The sequence below is a fragment of the Nostoc sp. C052 genome, assembly GCF_013393905.1.
Lineage (GTDB): Bacteria > Cyanobacteriota > Cyanobacteriia > Cyanobacteriales > Nostocaceae > Nostoc.
In genome coordinates, this window is the sequence record NZ_CP040272.1 from 6,023,489 (window position 1) to 6,042,433 (window position 18,945).

The window sequence follows — 18,945 nt, forward strand, 5'->3', positions numbered from 1 at the left end:
CCTCTGGTAGATTCAGGCCTCCACCAAATCGTACAATCCCAAACAGTATTCATTCGGAATTATTGGTTTTTCTTAAGCGCACCATAAAAAACCCATCCATGTCCTGTCGATGGGGCCAGACCTTAAACCATCCTTGTGGCGCGATCTGGGCAGAATCAGGTAACTCAAGACCTTTGGGAGACTCAATTTGCCAATCAGGTGACTTAGCTAAAAATGCCGAAATTACTTGTTCATTTTCTGCTGGATGCAGTGTACAGGTGGCATAAACTAGTACACCACCAGGCTTGACAAAATTCGATGTATGTGTTATTAATTCTTGTTGCAGCACCGAAAGTTCTTGGACAGATTTTGGTGTCTGTCGCCAACGCGCATCAGCATGACGGTGCATAGTTCCCAAACCGGAACATGGAGCATCGAGTAATACGCGGTCTGCGGTGTTTTGAAATTGGGTAAAATGACGACTGTCGCCGGTGTAAATCTGAATAGATTGTAAATTCAGCCGTTGAGAATTTTCTTGGAGTTTGCGAAGACGAGAAGAAGTGCGATCGCAAGCCCAAATTTTACCCTTATCCCCCATTAACTCAGCGATGTGGGTTGTTTTCCCTCCTGGTGCAGCACAAACATCAATTACCACCTCACCTGGTTGGGGGTCGAGCAAATGTCCTACTAATTGAGCGCTACTATCTTGTACAGTCCACCAACCCTCTGTGAAACCCGGTAGTTTTTGAATTGATCCAGCACTACCAATTAATCGTAAAGCTTGGGGTAAAAAAGGAATTCGTTTCACCAAAACACCAGCAGATAGCAACGCCATCTCAACTTCTTCAATAGAAGTACGAAGAGGGTTGATGCGTAAATCAATTGTTGGTGATTGGTTCATCCATTCACATAGTTTTTCTGTGTCGTCTAAACCCAATTGTTCTAGCCAAACTTGAATAATCCAGTCAGGAAAGCTGTGTAAAATGCCCAAGCGTTCCACTGGGTTTTCTGGAAGTTGTAATGGATCAAAATGGGGGATTGGGGATTGGGGAAGTAACAAAGAATCTTTCTCCTCTGCTTCTCTGCCCCTCTGCCCCTCTGCTTGTCTGAGATACTGGCGCAATAGACCGTTAACAAAACCTGTGAGTCCAGAAAAACCGTTTTCTTTAGCGAGTTGGACTGTGGTATTAACGGCAGCTGAGGCGGGAATACGCTCTTGATAACGCAGCTGGTAAAAACCCAGATGTAAGATGGTGCGGAGGTCTTGGGGCTGTTGATGAGATTTCTTTTTAGCGAGTTGATCGATAAGAGTATCGAGAGTGCGTTGCCTTCTGACGCTCCCATAAACCAATTCTGTCACCAAGCGGCGATCGCAATCAGCCAAATCAACTTTTTGTAGTACTCTATCTAGGGCAACATCAGCATAAGCCCCCTTATGAACATCTCGCAGGGCGATAAAAGCTAGTTGACGGGGGTTTATCATGGAAACTTGATTCAGGAGTCAGAAGGCTTTTGTATTCTAACTCCTAACTCTGCCAATTTTAGATTTTAGATTTTCAATTTTGGATTCAAGAAAAATTTAAAATCCAAAATTGAATAGCTCCTAACTCTATCAATTTTAGATTTGAATTTGGATTGAAGGAAAAATTTAAAATCCAAAATCTAAAATCCAAAATTGAATAACTTCCCTATCGAGACATGTACGGGTCTACTACACTGGCAATTTCAAATTCACACGCTCTAGAAACCTGTTCTGCCGGTAATTTTCCAAAGCTGATTAATGGTAAGTATGTTGGGTTTGCCATCAGCTCTTTTGCTAATAAGAACCCAGTAATTGTCCAAGTTTGATATTTCCTAGCTTGTTTCCCAATTAGTCGCCCTTTCTTACCGTCGTAATATTCTGGCCATTCATCTTCAAGGAGACGTGGTTGGGCAATTTCAATCGCTTTTTGTGCAAGACTTGTTTTGTTAGTTTTCACAGCCGCAGCTGCCAACATCCACATTAAAACTGGCCAACTACCAGCATTATGGTAAGACCAAGGTATATTTTTAGGATCGCATCCAGTTACAATCCTGTATTCTTCATGTTCTAAAGCGGGGAAACAAATTTTCATTGGCATATCTCCCACCAAGTCATCCCATCGTTCCTCAATGAGAGTCATAATTGCTTGTGACTGTTCTTCGGTGGCTAAGTCAGAAATGATTGCCATTAAGTTTCCGAGTGAAAAGAAACGAGTATCTAGCTGTGACGGCCCAACATTACCTGCTAGATAACCACCTTTTTTGGGCAACCACTTATCTAATTCATAATAGGGAACAGAATCTACATATATATTGAACAGATTAACAGCACCCTTGCCATATTCTTCACTTTTGAAGCGGTAAATTGCATTCAGACGATTAATATCTATCCAATAATGCTGACGGATATGAGCGCATAAAAGAGGCAATCGGTTATCAATGGCTGCAACAATATCATAATTTCCTTGACAAATTAGCAGTTCACGAGATGCACGTAATGCTGTGTAGAAAAGGACTTGTAGTTCTAGAGGATGCCCATAAATGCCCATACGACGGTCAATCATACAAGCACCATCTGGAACCAACAGCGTTGGGTACATATCAAAACGATTCGCCAAGCAGATTTCCATGATCAACCTAATCCCACTTTGGAATTCAGGTTGATAGGCCAGAGAAAAATCTTCTGTGGCGACGACATAAGCACGCAATAAAATAATCCACCATAGACAAGAATCTACCGGTGTAACTCTAGCGATCGCATGTTCGCCAAAGTCTGCTTCTAAATATTCTTGCCCATTTTCTGATATCACTTTAAAGCTAGCTGGGATTAATCCTCGTCCTGGCTTATAGGCATCTAATGCCTTTTCTTTAGGCTGTAACTTTAAGGTTTCTTCTAAGAAATTACGAACAATATCTGTTCTACCTTTAATCAGAAAAATTAGAGCAGAAGAGACAAAATCCCGGACAAAGCACTGATCGTAATTGAGCGCCTCTACAGAGGCATCATAAGCCGCTACTGTCCCCACAGGGCGACCTTGATAATAGAGAATTGATTTTTCTAGTGCTTGCCAGGCCTCTTCGACTTCTTTTGAATTTTCAGTAGTTTCCAATTCGTTTAGGTGCATCGCCAGAATAACTCCATTTTGGTTGTAAATTTGTGGTAGATGCGTCTTTATTTATTATTTTTGCTATTCTCAGCATAACAAAAACGATTCCTTGAATAGCAAATATAATTGGGAGAAAATTTAATCAACTAACAAGGAATAAATCTGCTGAAATTTATGCAACTTTATTGTTAGCTAATTGCTGATAATCTATTACTATTTTGGTGAATTATCGTTGTTGCTCTCCACCGCAAGTAGTAACATGATTCTTAAAAACAGTCACACAAGATATATTCTTAGATTATTTATTGTTCCGTTGTATACCTGGAATCTTTACTTTAACAAACAAAAACATATCTTCAGTGCTGTTTAGGGTTTGTGTGAAGTTAAAACTGGTTACAGTATATTTACTTGATCAGGATTAGTTTTTGACACTAAGAAGTCAGATTATTCCCCTATTATCTAATAACTTATAACTTTTTTTCAGAATATGCAAGATGAATTCTCGAAAAACTTAATATGTCAATACATCTCAAGGGTTAAATATTACATAACACTAAGCTGTTACGTATACAACTTGCATTATCAGGGCACTCATGTTGCCCACCTCACAATCATATTGGAAAAATATTAGTGCAAATTAAAGGTGCAACAGCTTATCTCCTCAAATATTATTCATATTTTGACTAGCATCGATAAACTGCTAACTTCATGTTATCTGCTACTGGAATTCTTTATAAGCCTGATTAATTGCTTGCATTGAGGCTTTTGCGATCGCAGAACTATTAACATCAGGATGATACAATCTTGCTAATCGACGGTAGGCAATTTTAACAACATTGGGGCGATCGCTCTGATTTACGCCCAAGACTTCCCACCATTCCCCAGATAATCCAGAGTCGAGAGTAAATTCATTCCAAATCTGGATGCTTCCGCCATTACCGCCACTTACCAGTGTTTTACCATCAGGACTGAACGCCAGCAAGTGGCGCGTTTGCGGTAGCGTCTCGTAGAGAAAAAATCTTTCTGTCTCAAGGTAGGTAGAAACCCCACCCCTACTGTCGGGCTTAGTTTAATTGCGAATTGCGAATTGATTCATGTCTGTCAATGCGTAAGTCCTAAGGTTTTTAGCCTTAACCCAAGCGTATTGCCCCAACCCCTTCTCCCAAATTGGGAGAAAGACTTAGGGTGAGGGAATATAATTTTGAGCCACTTTCCAATAGCGTGAGAACCGTTTCAGGTCAATATAGCCGTCATAGTCAAAAAATGGTTCTACCTCTAGCACTTCTACTGCTATAGAAGGCTCCATTTGATTACAGATATCATTAAACCGGGGACTGGGACTATTGGCTGTGACAACTAAATTCGCATCATGTTCTTGAGCAAAAGCTAAAATTTCTTGTGCCACATTGCCACGACGAATAACAACGGGCAACTCTAACAAACATTCGTAGATAAAAGCGATGCGTTTGAGACTCAATTGCCATTCTTCTATCAAAGCCTCGTCCCAAACCCAAATAGCTGGCGCATCGGGGTATTTTTGTAATGCGGGATTATTTGGACTAAGGCAGTCTCCATGTATCCAAACAATTGATTTTGTCATTTGTCATTTGTCATTTGTCATTTGTCATTTGTTATCAGAAAAATGGGTTTAAAACCCCGTGTTTCCAGCACGGCTTTAAAGTAAGGAGTAATGAGTAATGAATGGATGAAAAATGGGTATTTACTCATTACTTATTACTTGTTACTCATTACTCCTTCTTAAGAGTGCGTTCACGGCGGTGAGGATGTCAATTGTCATTATTCTCTTCCTTGTCACCCTTGTCCTCCCCTACTCTCCCTGCTCCCCTACTTCTTCTTTCCACGCTGCCAACTTTGGCTGTTAGCTTGTTTGCTAAATTCGCCTTTGGGAAAAAGTCGCTGTTCTAATTCTTCATAACTGCCTTCAAAATCACAATGACCAGAAAGCGGACATTTTTGGCAATAAACGCCTTTGGTGTAGCGTTCTAAATTCTCACGGTTGAAAAAATACGGTTTATGACTAAAAGTGCTAGCAACCCACTGCCATGACATATTATTACTAGCAGGATCTCCATCTAAAAGGTGTTCAAGAAACCACTTGGCTCCTGTTTGCCAACGAATACGCCGCCAATGGACAATGTAAGCTGCTAGCCACATTCGTGCGTGATTATGTAGATAGCCAGTTTCTCTCAAATCACGGCTAAAGCTGTCGATGCAAACTCTGCCACTGGTTCCTTCTCTGATATCTTGCGGTAATTCGGGTGCATATTCGCCCACAGTGTAACCAGTTTTATACTCTTCCTGGTCTTTCCAGATTTCATTCCCTAACTTTATATACAACCGTTGCCAGTAGTCGCGCCAACCTAACTCGTTAATTAGTTTCGTCGCATCATCTTGGTGTTGTACCGAGTTTTGGACATAATCTCGAATTTCTCGCAAACTCAAAACTCCATAACGAATATAAGGCGAAAGTCGCGTGACTGCACCTGTGAAGAAATTACGTGTTTGGGCGTAGCGAACTGGGTCAATTTTTTGCAGCGTTTTTTGTGCGGCTTTGTGTCCCCCGACTGTTTCGCTGATGTGTCCATCGCGTTCTGCTGCACCTGGAAATTGTTCGCGCAGATAAGCTAATAAATCATCGCGGTTGGTAAATTCGCGTTGCATATCTTTAGTCATGTGAACTTTGAAGGGTGGGAATAAATAAACAAAAAACCTATAAGTTAATTTATTATTGCGGATAAATATAAGCGATCGCTCTCAACCTTATGAGAGAATTTTTTCCCTGCTAAAGAACTCTGTAGCGATCGCCAACTTTTATATACATACTATATTTAGTATGTCAAGCAAACCTACGCTTTGAATTAGCAAATAGGCGAACTTGAACCAAAACCCATACGCAATCGGGGAATTATCAACAACTCTGATGAAATCTACCGAAAAGATGGAATAACATTTGGGTGTGCTTCAACAAATTGTATACAAGAGTTGAAAATGACGATATGGCAACATCTGATATCCTCAAAGAACCTCTACTTTTGCGTCTGAGTCGCTTGTTTGGTGGACTGCGTGGCGATTTGACGGGAGGACTAACAGCAGCAGTGGTAGCATTGCCTTTAGCTTTAGCCTTTGCGGTAGCCAGTGGTGTGGAACCAAAAGCGGGACTTTACACCGCGATTGTGGCGGGAATTGTCGCCGCAATTTTTGGTGGTTCGTCAGTACAGATTACAGGGCCAACAGGTGCAATGGCTGTGGTATTGGTGGGAATTGTCGCCAAGTACGGCCTTGAGAAAGTTTGGATTGCTGGGGTAATGGCTGGAATTATCCAGATTGCCTTGGGGGTTGCCAAACTTGGACAGTTAGTAAAGTTTATTCCCTATCCGGTGACGGCAGGTTTTACTAATGGTATTGCCGTGATTATTTTTTGTGGTCAGTTAAATAATTTCTTTGGTTTGAAATTACCACGTAGCGAACATTTTTTACCGGGACTGTGGCAAAGTTTAACTCATGTAGAAGCTTTAAACTGGGCGGCAGTTGCCTTGGCAGTAGTAGTAATTGCAACTAATGTTTTATGGCCGAGAATCAATACGACAATACCAGGTTCTTTAGTGGGACTGGTGTTAGCAACTGCGATCGCTTCTGCTTTCCATCTGAATGTACCAACAATTGGCACGATTCCTCAATCTTTACCGATGCCTCAAGGTATTCCCCACTGGAATGATTTTAGTGTGATTCGAGAACTAATTAACCCGGCTTTGGCTTTAGCTGCACTGGGAAGTATTGAATCTTTGTTATCGGCGGTAGTGGCTGATGGGATGACAGTCAGCGAGAAACATAATAGCGATCGCGAATTAATTGGTCAAGGTTTGGCTAATATGATTGTGCCATTTTTTGGTGGCATTCCCGCCACAGGTGCGATCGCTCGGACTGCTGTGAATGTCCGTTCTGGCGGCAAAACCCGACTATCTGGGGTAATTCATGGACTTGCTTTAGCCATCATCGTTTTAACTTTAGCACCCCTAGCAGCACAGATTCCTTTAGCTGCACTTGCTGGGATTCTCATGGTGGTTAGCCTGCGAATGATTGAGTGGGAAGCCATTGGTTTATTAATGCGTGCTACCTACTCCGACTTTGCTGTAATGATTCTCACTTGGCTAGTGACAATTTTGTTTGACTTAGTTCTTGCTGTCGAAGTGGGATTGATTGCAGCCGGAGCCTTGTTCATTAAACGGATGAGCGATTTAAGCCTAGTTAAAATACCTGAAACCGAAGTATTTCCCCCTGGTACTCCTTTGGAATTAGGTAAAGAAATCGCCGTTTATCGGGTAGATGGCCCCGTATTTTTTGGTGCTGCTGAACGGTTTGCTACTTTCCTCCGCGATGAACCGGAAGTGAAATATTTAATTCTGAGGTTGCGGTTTGTGCCAAATATGGACACAACTGGGTTAGTAGCTTTAGAGGATATTTATCACGACTTGGAACGGCACAATTGCCGCTTAATTCTCACAGGTTTACAACCCGAAGTCCAACAACTACTAGAACGTACAGGATTGTTAAATACAATTGGGTTATCAAATTGTTTTGAAACAACCACTGAGGCTATTTGCTCTATCTCTCCTCAGATTGCATGTTCTCAACCGATAGCAGCTGATTTGAAAACAAAAGAATTGATGGAATTAATTGACTAACAATATTTTGCCATTAAGAGGATGTTTGAAAAGTCACCAAATATCCCAGAAAGCCCTCTGGGAAGAAGCTTTGATGTTACCAAAAATACTTTTTAAATATCCTCTCTATTTCTCCTCTCTCTGTGTTCTCTGCGTCTCTGTGGTAGCCTGCGGCAAACACCTTTGTGTCTACATTTATTACGAATTACAAATTAATTAAAGGCCGATTCAGCTATGAATACAGGCTTTTGATGTTTGTTATTCAATTTGTACAATCGTAAGGGCACAGGATTGCTCATTGGTGTCAACTTAACGCGAAAGCGCTTGTCCGCCGGGAATTGAAATTCCCGTCTCATAGATAAAGTCATCTGAAGATGACTAAATATCGCCAAAAATCTCCAGTCTACTTCAGTAGACTTTAGCCTATTAGCCCGGAAATTTATTTCCGGGCGGGCATGGAACCCAACAGTTAAGCTATGTGATAATTACTGAATAGCGAATCCTTCTGGTCTGATTGCATCTTGCAAATCAACGCCCATCAGGTTAGCTCCTTGGATGTTTGCATTAGTGAGATTTGTATTTTCCAAGTCTGCGTTTTGTAAGTTAGCGGTTTGCAGATTTGCTCCCAGGAGGTTGGCTTTTTCTAGGTCTGCATCAAATAGGTTTGCTCCTACCAGGTTTGCTCCCCAAAGGTTTACCTTGCCTAAATCTGCTCCTTGAAAGTTAGCTCCTTGTAAGTTTGTTTGCTGCAAGTTAGCCCTTTCTAAGTCTGCATTTTGCAAGTTTGCACCTTCTAAGTTTGCTGCTTGCAGGTTTGCATCCTTTAACATTGCGCCAGTCAGGTTACAGCCAACACATTCATTGGTTTGTAATAAATGTCTAACGTTTGCTGCTACAGAGACTATTGGGGGTATAACTGGAGATATTACTGGTGCTGTCAGAGGCTCCATTGGGGGTACAACTGGAGATATTACTGGGGCGGTTACAGACTCCATTGGCAATTCAACTGGAGCTAGTTCAGATTCCGCAGATATGGATGGTGTTAGTGTTTGCGCTCTAGCGCTGGGCTGGATAAGCAGAGTAAATCCGGCTACAACTACCAGAAACACTGCTTTTACGAGCCACTGAGTTAATTTTTTAGAGTTTGATTGATTCATTAGTTCCTTCATAATCTGATTCCTATTGGTGGGCTTGCTTTTATAAGAGCCATTGATAATGTGCTTTATTCTCACTTTAGGTAACTTGATTGATAAGAGCAAATATTATTTTTATTCATATTGATAAATTCAAGTGATTAATAAATCTTTGTGGATGGGAAACGATCGCTGATTTTTTGTTTACATCAGGAATTGCGATCGCTTCATACTTAGTTCCCAAGCATTGCCAGACTAGGTAAAAGTCGATATGTTTCACTTTTAATCAAGATGGAGAGTCCCAAGTAAATTAAGACAAAGGGGAAGATTTTTCGACCATAGCGAGTTAAAACGGGAGCCATGAGAGGATTACGAGTCAGGTTGTAAGAGAGAAAACACCATACCCCAACAGTGAAATAGCAAACACACAGAATTACGCCCAAACTTGGAAGATTGCTACTGGCAAACAACGGTACATAAATTCCAATGTTGTTTCCTCCATTGGCAATGGTGACACTGGAAACGCGGTAGGTTTGCGGATCGCGGATGGTTGCTAATAGTGATTTCTTCTGGCGTCCAGATTTTGCAGGAGAGGTTAAATCAACTGATACCGCTTGTACTGTCTCTCCCTCTTCTTCTCGATTGATGAGATTACTGATACCGATAGCTACGGGAAGCAAACCTAGCAAACCAACCCAGGTAGTGGGAATCATCAGACCGCCGAAGAAACCAGGCAGACTAGCAAACACTAATGCAGTGAATCCCAGAAATTCACCGATAATTATGTGCTTAGGCCGAAAGCTGCGATTGACTTTTCCGAAGAAAGCCGTCAAATATAAATTATCATCAAAGGTGGTTGCAAAAGCTACGGAGATCCCAATAATTAACGTACTAATTAGCCAACTCATAATTCTCACTCACAGTAATTCAATGCTGTTTGTCTTAGTCCTTCTCTGCTTCTGCCAATAAGAGCAGTTAGGGAAATTTTGTGGCTGTTTTACCTAACGACAACTGATCTATATTCGTTGTTAATCAGCCAATTACCCAATTTTTAGAGGCAATCGCCTGCAATCAAATTGGTACTTTTTTCTCAGCAAGGTACCTTGGGAGCTCATGGAGTCAATATTATGACTTTCAAGGAAATAAGGTCAAATACTCTTGTTTTTTAAAATGATAAATAAAAGTGATTGACAAATGTACTGTAAGTGACAAAAACACTTCCTGCTAAACTGCATAGGAAAAGTAGCAGTTCGTCATACCGAATACTGAGTTAATATCTGAGAAGTTTAGGCGCGTAGTTTACCGCCGTAGACATCGCTCCCAATACGGTTCGGTTAAAGGGGAAAGGGGAATAAAAAACCTTTAACCCTTAGCCTTTTCCCTTTTCCCAAAACCTTATTCTGAGTTCAAAATGCTTATCCGAACCGTATTGCGATCGCTCCTATAGAAGAGAAACCCGATCAAATGCTAAAGGCTGAGATATTCTTGGCAACTAGCATTTAACATCGGTTAAGATGACTAATTGCCCTCTGACTTCAGTTTTGAGATGTTCAGTAATGTTGGATTTTAACTTGTAATTATGCTAACCAGTGTTGACCGTTTATTATTTGTCCGGCGAGTCCCGATTTTTAAGGAATTGCGGGATGATTTTATTGTGCGGCTCACTTCAGTGATGAACGAATTGTCATTTCCAGCTAATTACACCATCTTTCGACAGGGAGAAGAAGGGCGATCGCTCTATATTGTGGTGTCAGGTCGAGTTAAAGTTCACATTGGAAACAAACAACTTGCAGAAGTGGAACAGGGAAAATACTTTGGTGAGATGGCAGTATTTGATACTCAACCTCGATCCGCCACTGCCACGACTTTAGAACCTTGTGAATTTTTAGAACTGACACAAGAGCAACTTTATGATGCGATCGAAGAAACTCCCGAAATCGCGGTGAATATCATTCGTGAGTTATCCCGTCTGATTCGCAGATTGAATGACGACATGAGTGTAACGAATCCCCCGCGAACAAATCCGGGGGTTTTTAGCAGAGAGTAAAATCGGCACTCATTTCCGAACCCTTGAAGAAGAATTCAGAAGTCAGAATTCAGACGCGACTCGGAAATACTCGCTACTGCTGCCGCTATCCACCAGCTGCACAGAATTCATTTTGAATTCTGGCTCCTGACTCCTGAATTCTGTTTCGATAATTTCAGCTTTCAAAGATGCTACTTTCAGACATTCTTTAAGAAACTGCTGGGGAATCTCTACACTTTCTCCCCAATGCAGATGCACATAAGAAGCATGAACATTTGCAGGCAAACCCCATCCCTCGTATCCCATATTTTCGTCACAATCGTAGCGAGAAGTTGCAAATAGAGGTTGAGTGGAAGTTGAGGTTAAATGGGAACGATGAAACTCATGTCCGTAGATAGTTGTACCTGTATTCACTAACAGATTATCTTGCAAAGCTACTGCCCGACGATACCCCAAAGTTAAACGCCCACCCATCACAGCAGATGTCGGTAAAACTCCCGCCATTGACCAAGATTTACCCTCAAAATCGGTAATTTGCTCACACAAATACATCAATCCGCCGCATTCGGCAATTGTGGGCATTCCTTTAAGTATTGCTGTTTTTACTGCATCACGAGCGCTGGTATTTTCTGCTAGTTGCTGGGCAAAAACTTCCGGGAAACCACCGCCAAAATACATTCCCTGGATATCTTTTGGGATGTCAGCATCTTCTAAAGGACTCCAGAAAACCAGTTCTGCGCCAAGCTGTTGCAGCAAATCGAGATTGTCTTGGTAGTAAAAATTAAAAGCGCGATCGCGGGCTACTGCAATTTTAACTGGGGATAAGGGAGATAAGGGAGATGAGGGATGTGAGGGGAGAGGTTTTGATTTTAATAAAGGTAATAAGCGTTGCCAGTCAAAGCAAGTATCTCCTAAATCGGCGAGGCGATCGATTAAAGCATTGAGTTCGGGGAGTTCGGCGGTGGGTACTAAACCCAAATGGCGATCGGGAATTGTGATGTTATCTTGACGCCGCAGGACGCCGAGAATGGGTATTTGTAAGGATTCTAAGGAATCTTTGAGGAGAAAGAGATGGCGATCGCTCCCGACGCGATTTAACACTACCCCAGCTATTTTAATTCGGGGATCAAAAGATCGATAGCCGTGAGCGATCGCAGCCACAGAACCAGATAAACGACTACAATCAATCACCAACACCACAGGCAAATCTAAAAGCCGTGCAATATGTGCAGTACTCGCAAAGTCTGTAATTTGTCCTTTGTCATTTGTCATTTGTCCTTTGTTTTTTACAAATGACAAATGACTAGTGACCAATGACGAAACTCCATCAAATAATCCCATCACCCCTTCCACGAGGGCATATTCACTCAGTTGACTATGACGGGCAAAACATTGCTGAATGTAGGCTTCGGAAGTCAGCACAGGGTCTAAATTGCGACAAGCTCGACCAGTTACGTGTTGATGAAACATCGGATCAATGTAGTCTGGGCCTACCTTGAAAGATTGCACCAAGCGATCGCGACGGCGTAAAGATGCTAAAAGGGTGAGCGTGACTGTTGTCTTACCCACCCCACTACGTTCCCCAGCAATGACTAAAGCCATAAATGAAACAAATTAGGTTTTGATGCAGCAACTGTTTTGACTATTAACTGTGTGTCTATCATCGCTTTTTGCAAAAGCAGATGCACCAGTTTCTCAAACCGACTTACTCAAACTTATACCAATAAGAAACAAGAAAACCAGCCAATTAGGGGAGTTAGGCTGAAAACAGTCTGTCTTATGGTTAGAGATTAGCCGAGACTCACTTAGGAATTTGTGTTTAGCAAAAACTGCTGCAAGCAAACGGCTGTCTCTAGCTTCCCTCTCCTTTATAAGGCTACCGTGTACACACAAGTCTTAAAATTCAGCCTAATGCGGGGTTTCATTGTTTAGTTCTGATCTGTTCAATTGTGCTGGAACACTGTCATTGCGTTCGCGCAGCGTCTCGTAGAGAGGAGGAACCACGAAGCAATCGCAAAAACTCAGGGATTATGCGATTACTTCGCTCCGCTCGTAATGACAATTTTATTGGGTCTAGAAGACTTGAAACCCTTGCAACTAAAACTTGTGTGTACACCCTAGCCTTTACAAGGAGAGGGATTGAGGGTGAGGTAAACCAGGGGCATGAATTGTATGTTATTTAACTCTTGTTCCTTAGTTAACTCACAAAATCGTCCCGGTTTCTTTCAAATAAACCCGCGTAAATGGTTCATCTTCACCCAAGGTATAATCTTCAATCAACCCTTTGCGACGAATAGAAATACCGTTGCCTTTTCTAATTACCACAGTTGAATTATCAAAAACATCCCGCACCAAAATCGTCTCAGTTTCGGTGGGATTATCCAAAACTACGAGATTACTACTCTGGTAAAATACGCCCTGTTCTTCGAGAATGTCTTCAGGGTACTCGGCAATCAGCAAATCAAGTTTGGGATGACGCAGCAGAGTTTGGACATTATTGTTGTAATCTTTGCTTAATACTTTTTTCGAGCGATTCACAAAAACTGCATCACGACAAACAGCGCCTATTGTCCAGTTGGGATTTTGCAAAAGGATATGGTCAATCGTCGCTTGCAGGTCTTCAACTGAGATTTTATTAAAGGTAATAATTGGTATCCTGGCATCTGCACCCGACTCAAAAAAGGTTTCTAAAATATGAGAAGGGACATCCACACTTTCACCAACAGAAGGTTTAAGATGCATTAAAACCCCTGGTGCAGCATTGATTTCCAGGATGGCAAAGTTACTAGACTTCCAAGATTCTGCGAGACTTTTGGTAATCACATCGATACCGAGGCAGGTTAACTGGAAATGTTGGGCAATATCTTGGGCCAAGATAATATTGTCAGCATGAACTGTCGGGGTTGCATCAATGCTTATACCTCCGGCTGAAAGATTGGCGACTTTACGCAGGTAAACAGTACGTCCTTTCTCAATCACGCTTTCTAGTGATAAGCGTTGTTCCTCTAGATAGAGTTCCATCGCTTCATCAATCTGAATTTTACTCATCGGCGAAGTTGGTGTGTCTAAACGTGCAGGTTTGCGGTTCTCTTGGCGAATTAACTCTGCAAGGGTTAAATACCCATCACCAACAACCGATGCGGGACGGCGTTCTGTGGCGGCGACGAATCGACCATTGACACACAACAAACGAAAATCTGATCCTGAGATGCTTTTTTCAACAATTATTCGGGTTTGCTGATTTTCAGGAATCGCTGCCAGTGCGCGATTATAAGCAGATACCAGTTCTTTTGAGTCTTGTACATCAGCCGTGACGCCAATTCCTTTGTGACCGACTACTGGCTTAACTGCTACTGGATAGCCAATTTCTCTTGCTGTTGCTAGGGCTTCTTTCTCGAAAAAGACAATATTACCTTCAGGTACCGGAAAACCCAAGGTTTTTAGAAATGCTTTACAGTCATCTTTACGGGTGGTAAACTCCGAATCTAGATGGCTATCACAGTTAAATGTTGTTGCTATCCCCCGAACGTGTTTTTTTCCCAAGCCGTATTGCATCAATCCTTCTTCCCACAAATAAAAGGCGGGAATCCCTTTCTCGTAGGCTGTTCGCAATAGGGCGTAAACCGTGGGGCCACCGTAGACAGATGCGCGGAATCTATCTTGCAACCTCACCAGCTGCTCATCAAAGGTGAAGTCTTCGCCTTGGGTAATGGCTTCAAACCAATCCCAAACAAAATAAACTACCTCTCTAGTTGTGCGTTCATGTAATGATTGGGCACTAATTTGGGTGAGATGTGGATATGGCTTAACACTCCAGTGGTTAAGGTGTAAATCCATATCTAACTTGCCGACTTCGGAGACAACATGAGCAAAGAGATGGGCATAAGATTCATAGGTTTGATCGCGAAGATTTGGATAGCGATCGCCAATGCTCGCAATATAATCTTCAATGGGCAAAGGCTCTCTAGAATCAATTAGAGCAAAATCAAATACTAGCGCCCCGACATCTAAATAGGGGTTGGGCCCAATGTAATGCTTGAAGTTGAAAATATCGAATACATCCGTCCTTCTAGCATTAATGCGGACTAATTCACTGCTTTTTTGTAGAACCATTAATTACGAACCTTTGGCTTAACACCCTAAAATTTAAATGCTGAGTTATGATTACTCAGAATTGTTGATTGTAGATTAGTTGACATTTATTTTGGAGAGTAATGGCTTGGCCATTCAACTAATCAGAACCTAAGCTAACTCTATTAGTAAGCATTTTCAACTATCTCAAGGCATAATTAAATCCCCATTCCTCAGCCAGGAATCAAGAATAGTCAATTCATCCTCAAGAATCATCAGAGATATAACTTTTGAAAGGTGCAACACTCACTTAAGCAAGTGTATAAATAAATGTAGGGTATCAAAAAGACAGCAAAGTATGAATAGCACACAAGCTGCTCTAAGAGATGAAATTCGAGAACTTGCTGAAGAAGCTTTTCACCAAAAGCTGATTTCTGGGCATGGAGATGGGGCAGATATGGATGAGTATCAAATTGTTTACCAAGGTAAACCCAGGCATCTCCCACTAGAACAAGCACGTTTTTTCTTAACTAACTTGCTTTACAGAAGCCGGATTCATTAGCATTTGCCATTAAATATCATCTAATTGCACCCAGCTAGAGTTATATAGCAATTACTCTTAGTCACATAGCCAATAACGCCTCTAGAAAATACTTCTAGAGGCGGTTGACGTTGCGGATTTTATTGAGTAGATGAAAATTTAGGTACTTTTTAGGATAAATCTTTTGGTCTAATTGCGCTCACAAATGTTAATCCTATTTGTATCAAGTAATCTACCAAAGGGATGATTTGATAGTTTTAATTGTCATGGTTTAGTGAAATTTATTAACTTAAATTCAGGGGGCATCATGGTGGAAAGTAATATCAAACGGCAGTTGGTAATTATTGGGGGAGCCGAAGATAAAGAAGGAGATTCCGTAATTTTGCGAGACTTTGTACGACGCGCTGGCGGTACAAAAGCGTACATTGTGATTCTGACAGCGGCAACAGAACTACCAAGAGAAGTGGGAGAAAATTATATCAGAGTGTTTGAGCGCTTGGGAGCCGAAACTGTTCGCATCATTGATACAGAAACCCGTGAAGATGCCTCTTCATCTACCGCCTTGGAAGCTATTAAGAAAGCAACTGGTGTGTTTTTTACAGGAGGAGACCAAGCTCGGATTACCAGTATCCTTAAAGATACCGAAATTGATGTGGCAATTCACAAACGCTTCTCTGAAGGTGTAGTTGTCGCAGGTACAAGCGCGGGCGCTGCTGTGATGCCAGATAAAATGATTGTAGAAGGTGACTCCCAGACACATCCTCGAATTGAAACTGTTGAAATGGGCCCAGGTATGGGATTTTTACCAGGGGTAGTAATTGACCAGCATTTTTCTCAGCGCGGACGCTTGGGACGCTTAATTTCAGCTTTAATACTAGAACCTGCTGTCTTAGGATTTGGTATTGACGAAAATACCGCGATGGTAGTTACAGATAATCAAGTTGAAGTGATTGGTGAAGGTGCGGTGACGATTGTTGATGAATCAGAGGCTACATATAACAATATGGGCGAAATTTTGAAGGATGAGTCTTTGGCAATTTGTGGAGCAAAGCTTCATATTTTGCCACATGGCTTCAAATTTGACCTGAAAACCCGCCAGCCTATCCTAAATAATGGCTCTGTGCCAAATAGCTCTGTGCCAGTTGCTTCAATCAGCACCTAACTTTTAACAGATGTATTTAAACTACAAGTTTTATGCTTCGTGGCGGCTGCTGCCGCTAACAATACAGTTCGGTTAACAAAATCCCAAAATTTTACTTCATACATTACATTAGCAGTGGTGTACATCTGTACGCCACTACAACCGATTAACTGTGCTGCACAGATTTTTGAAAAAATAACACCAATTGATGGGGATTTCTAAGACTCAATTTCCGCATAGCTCCTTATAACTGGGAGCATCCCAATTTTGCAAATTGACTAAGATAACAGATTGTCATTGCGAACGCTCCATTTCATTCCGCTCGCAATGACAAAATATGTTTTTACACATTTGGGATGCTCCCTTATAACTGTATCTCTAATGACCAATGACTAATTTTGAGAATTTGCCTCAATTTTGTTTAACCAAATTACTAAGTCATCTGCATGAACTTCTATCTCACTTCCTAAAGTTTTGACATATAGAAGTCCATCACTAATGCTTAAATCTCTGATTGGATACCATGAATCTCTTGTCTGGATTAAAAGATCAGATGAAATTCCTAGTTGTAAAGTATTCTTGCGATATTTCCACCAAGCTCGCCATAAAAGGACAGATTTAGTACATTGCAACCTATAACCTTGAGGAACTTGGCAGTATTGATAGCAATAGAAGCCATGACTATCTATGTCACCCTTAAGAATGTAATTGTATTCTGCTAAAGCCTGATTCAGCAATTCCCAATGAGATGATTTAGATAAAATCAAAAATTCAGATGTTGTAGTATTCAGTTGGGCAGTGCTAATTATACCTTCAGCTTTTGCTGTCAAATGGTTAATTTTATAAACTGTTTGTGCTGTTAAAGACGGATTTGCCAATAAAATATCTTTTTTCTGGATAGAGTTGCCTACAAACTCCCTAACTAAATCTAAATTAGACAACATAAAATTGTTGATACTAAGTGAACTGGTGTTGTGATTTCTCTAACACTCTGTAAATTAGTATCTACACTGATTTTGTTATGATATCAGGATAATTCTGATCTATATTTATACTGTCTTTGTAGCGGGAATTTACCAAGGACATTGGTATTGAGTACTTTTACTTACTCACCACCGAGTAGCAATTTCTAGTCGCCCCAATACTTGTCGGGTTTTGGGGAAAAGGGGAAGGGGAAAGAAAAAACCTTTAACCTTTTCCCCAAACCCAATGCCGAGTTAAAAATGCACAAAGCGAGCAGTATTGCTAGTCGCCCAATACTTTATGGTGATTTTGTTAAAGTATAAAAACTGTCAGAACGAATCTGACTGCCATTTCGCCAAACTTCCACTCTTTGAGGAGTGATTAAATAAGAAAAACTACCATTATTTGCTCGATATCTGCTTTTACCAATATGCAAAGCTTGTATCTTTATCGGCTGGCTTGAATCTTGCTTTAACTGCCCAATATAAAATAACTGACCATTTTCTTCACAGACTTTTACACGAGTGCTGGCAGTCTCACCTTCAATGATGGTAGTTCCGTTGCACTTAGTATCACTGCTTATAAGTACAAAATCTCTTGGAATTGGCTGTGAAGGTGAAATTTGCTTTGCTACTCGGGGTGTCGAGACTGGGTAATTTGGGTTATCTACTTGCTGAACTTTAGAACCAGAACCAACACTTGCAGTTACGGATGTCAACAGACGAAGGGGGTCAACTGCTATTTGGCCATTTGGATGAACTTCAAAGTGCAAATGAGGTGCTGTGCTATTGCCTGTAGACCCCATCTCGGCAATAATTTGACCTTGAATGACCTGTTGACCTTTGCTCACCAACAAACGGCGATTGTGACCATAAACAGTAGTGCTACCGTCGAGATGTTTGATGGTTATGGCATTTCCCAATCCCCAATTATCCCAACCGGCTTTGACAACTATACCGGATGCGGCAGCAACAATAGGAGTTCCAGATGACCCGGCGATATCAATTCCTTCATGTTGATATTTGCGGAAGCCTTGAGAAATAAACCCTTGAGTCGGCCAGATTAAGTTAGAAGCAGGGATAGGAGTTTGCCCAATTGGGGAATCGCCTGCTAACTGTGTTAGGGCAGATGTAGCTGTACTTAATATAGCGGTTAAGGATATTAATCCAATTAGTCCATAAGTACGATATCGATAACCGATAGCTTTTTTCATAAGTTGCAAGTCTATTAAAACAATAAGGGACTGACAAATAAAAAAATATTCAATTAACTCTTGTGGGA

The 18,945-nt window shown here is 41.3% G+C and carries 15 protein-coding genes; 4 read left to right on the forward strand and 11 right to left on the reverse strand.

The annotated features are described in order from the left end of the window. Positions 1-49 precede the first annotated feature (49 nt). The 5 genes from FD723_RS24900 to FD723_RS24920 all read right to left on the reverse strand — a co-directional run bounded on the left by FD723_RS24900 (position 50) and on the right by FD723_RS24920 (position 5,801). Entirely contained in the window at positions 50-1,462 is a 1,413-nt protein-coding gene (locus FD723_RS24900; RefSeq protein ID WP_179067762.1) for a 16S rRNA (cytosine(967)-C(5))-methyltransferase, read from the reverse strand. Positions 1,463-1,667: 205 nt separating this feature from the next. After that, complete coding sequence (locus FD723_RS24905; protein ID WP_179067763.1) at positions 1,668-3,125, reverse strand: glycoside hydrolase 100 family protein; 1,458 nt, start codon at positions 3,123-3,125, stop codon at positions 1,668-1,670. 700 nt (positions 3,126-3,825) lie between these two features. Beyond that, positions 3,826-4,089, reverse strand: a complete 264-nt coding sequence (locus tag FD723_RS24910; RefSeq protein WP_179067764.1) for a J domain-containing protein — start codon at positions 4,087-4,089, stop codon at positions 3,826-3,828. A gap of 198 nt (positions 4,090-4,287) precedes the next feature. Continuing rightward, positions 4,288-4,707: a hypothetical protein gene (locus FD723_RS24915; protein WP_179067765.1), complete on the reverse strand. Its 420-nt coding sequence runs from the start codon at positions 4,705-4,707 to the stop codon at positions 4,288-4,290. A 245-nt stretch (positions 4,708-4,952) separates the two neighbouring features. Continuing rightward, on the reverse strand, positions 4,953-5,801 hold the full coding sequence (locus tag FD723_RS24920; protein ID WP_179067766.1) for an FAD-binding domain-containing protein: 849 nt from the start codon (positions 5,799-5,801) through the stop codon (positions 4,953-4,955). A 323-nt stretch (positions 5,802-6,124) separates the two neighbouring features. On the opposite strand from FD723_RS24920, the gene FD723_RS24925 reads away from it, so the two are divergent. Beyond that, positions 6,125-7,810, forward strand: coding sequence for a SulP family inorganic anion transporter (locus tag FD723_RS24925; RefSeq protein ID WP_179067767.1), 1,686 nt, complete (start codon positions 6,125-6,127; stop codon positions 7,808-7,810). A gap of 464 nt (positions 7,811-8,274) precedes the next feature. Here the strand turns inward: FD723_RS24925 and FD723_RS24930 are convergent, their stop codons facing one another. Together FD723_RS24930 and FD723_RS24935 are read right to left on the reverse strand one after the other, a co-directional pair. After that, positions 8,275-8,946: a pentapeptide repeat-containing protein gene (locus FD723_RS24930; protein ID WP_179069274.1), complete on the reverse strand. Its 672-nt coding sequence runs from the start codon at positions 8,944-8,946 to the stop codon at positions 8,275-8,277. A gap of 209 nt (positions 8,947-9,155) precedes the next feature. After that, entirely contained in the window at positions 9,156-9,830 is a 675-nt protein-coding gene (locus FD723_RS24935) for a cadmium resistance transporter (RefSeq protein WP_179067768.1), read from the reverse strand. A gap of 671 nt (positions 9,831-10,501) precedes the next feature. On the opposite strand from FD723_RS24935, the gene FD723_RS24940 reads away from it, so the two are divergent. Next, positions 10,502-10,969, forward strand: a complete 468-nt coding sequence (locus tag FD723_RS24940; RefSeq protein ID WP_179067769.1) for a Crp/Fnr family transcriptional regulator — start codon at positions 10,502-10,504, stop codon at positions 10,967-10,969. Between the two features lie 42 nt (positions 10,970-11,011). On the opposite strand, the gene FD723_RS24945 is transcribed toward FD723_RS24940, so the two are convergent. Both FD723_RS24945 and FD723_RS24950 read right to left on the reverse strand, forming a co-directional pair. Next, complete coding sequence (locus FD723_RS24945; RefSeq protein ID WP_179067770.1) at positions 11,012-12,550, reverse strand: cobyrinate a,c-diamide synthase; 1,539 nt, start codon at positions 12,548-12,550, stop codon at positions 11,012-11,014. A gap of 600 nt (positions 12,551-13,150) precedes the next feature. Then, complete coding sequence (locus tag FD723_RS24950; protein ID WP_179067771.1) at positions 13,151-15,061, reverse strand: cyanophycin synthetase; 1,911 nt, start codon at positions 15,059-15,061, stop codon at positions 13,151-13,153. Between the two features lie 316 nt (positions 15,062-15,377). Between FD723_RS24950 and FD723_RS24955 the strand changes: the two genes are divergently transcribed. Both FD723_RS24955 and FD723_RS24960 read left to right on the forward strand, forming a co-directional pair. After that, positions 15,378-15,581, forward strand: coding sequence for a hypothetical protein (locus FD723_RS24955; protein ID WP_179067772.1), 204 nt, complete (start codon positions 15,378-15,380; stop codon positions 15,579-15,581). Between the two features lie 286 nt (positions 15,582-15,867). After that, positions 15,868-16,722: a cyanophycinase gene (locus FD723_RS24960; RefSeq protein ID WP_179067773.1), complete on the forward strand. Its 855-nt coding sequence runs from the start codon at positions 15,868-15,870 to the stop codon at positions 16,720-16,722. A gap of 371 nt (positions 16,723-17,093) precedes the next feature. On the opposite strand, the gene FD723_RS24965 is transcribed toward FD723_RS24960, so the two are convergent. Then, on the reverse strand, positions 17,094-17,645 hold the full coding sequence (locus tag FD723_RS24965; RefSeq protein ID WP_179067774.1) for a hypothetical protein: 552 nt from the start codon (positions 17,643-17,645) through the stop codon (positions 17,094-17,096). Positions 17,646-17,962: 317 nt separating this feature from the next. Then, positions 17,963-18,877 carry a M23 family metallopeptidase gene (locus FD723_RS24970; protein WP_179067775.1) on the reverse strand — a complete coding sequence of 305 codons (915 nt, stop codon included), beginning with the start codon at positions 18,875-18,877 and terminating at the stop codon, positions 17,963-17,965. Between the last annotated feature and the right edge of the window lie 68 nt (positions 18,878-18,945).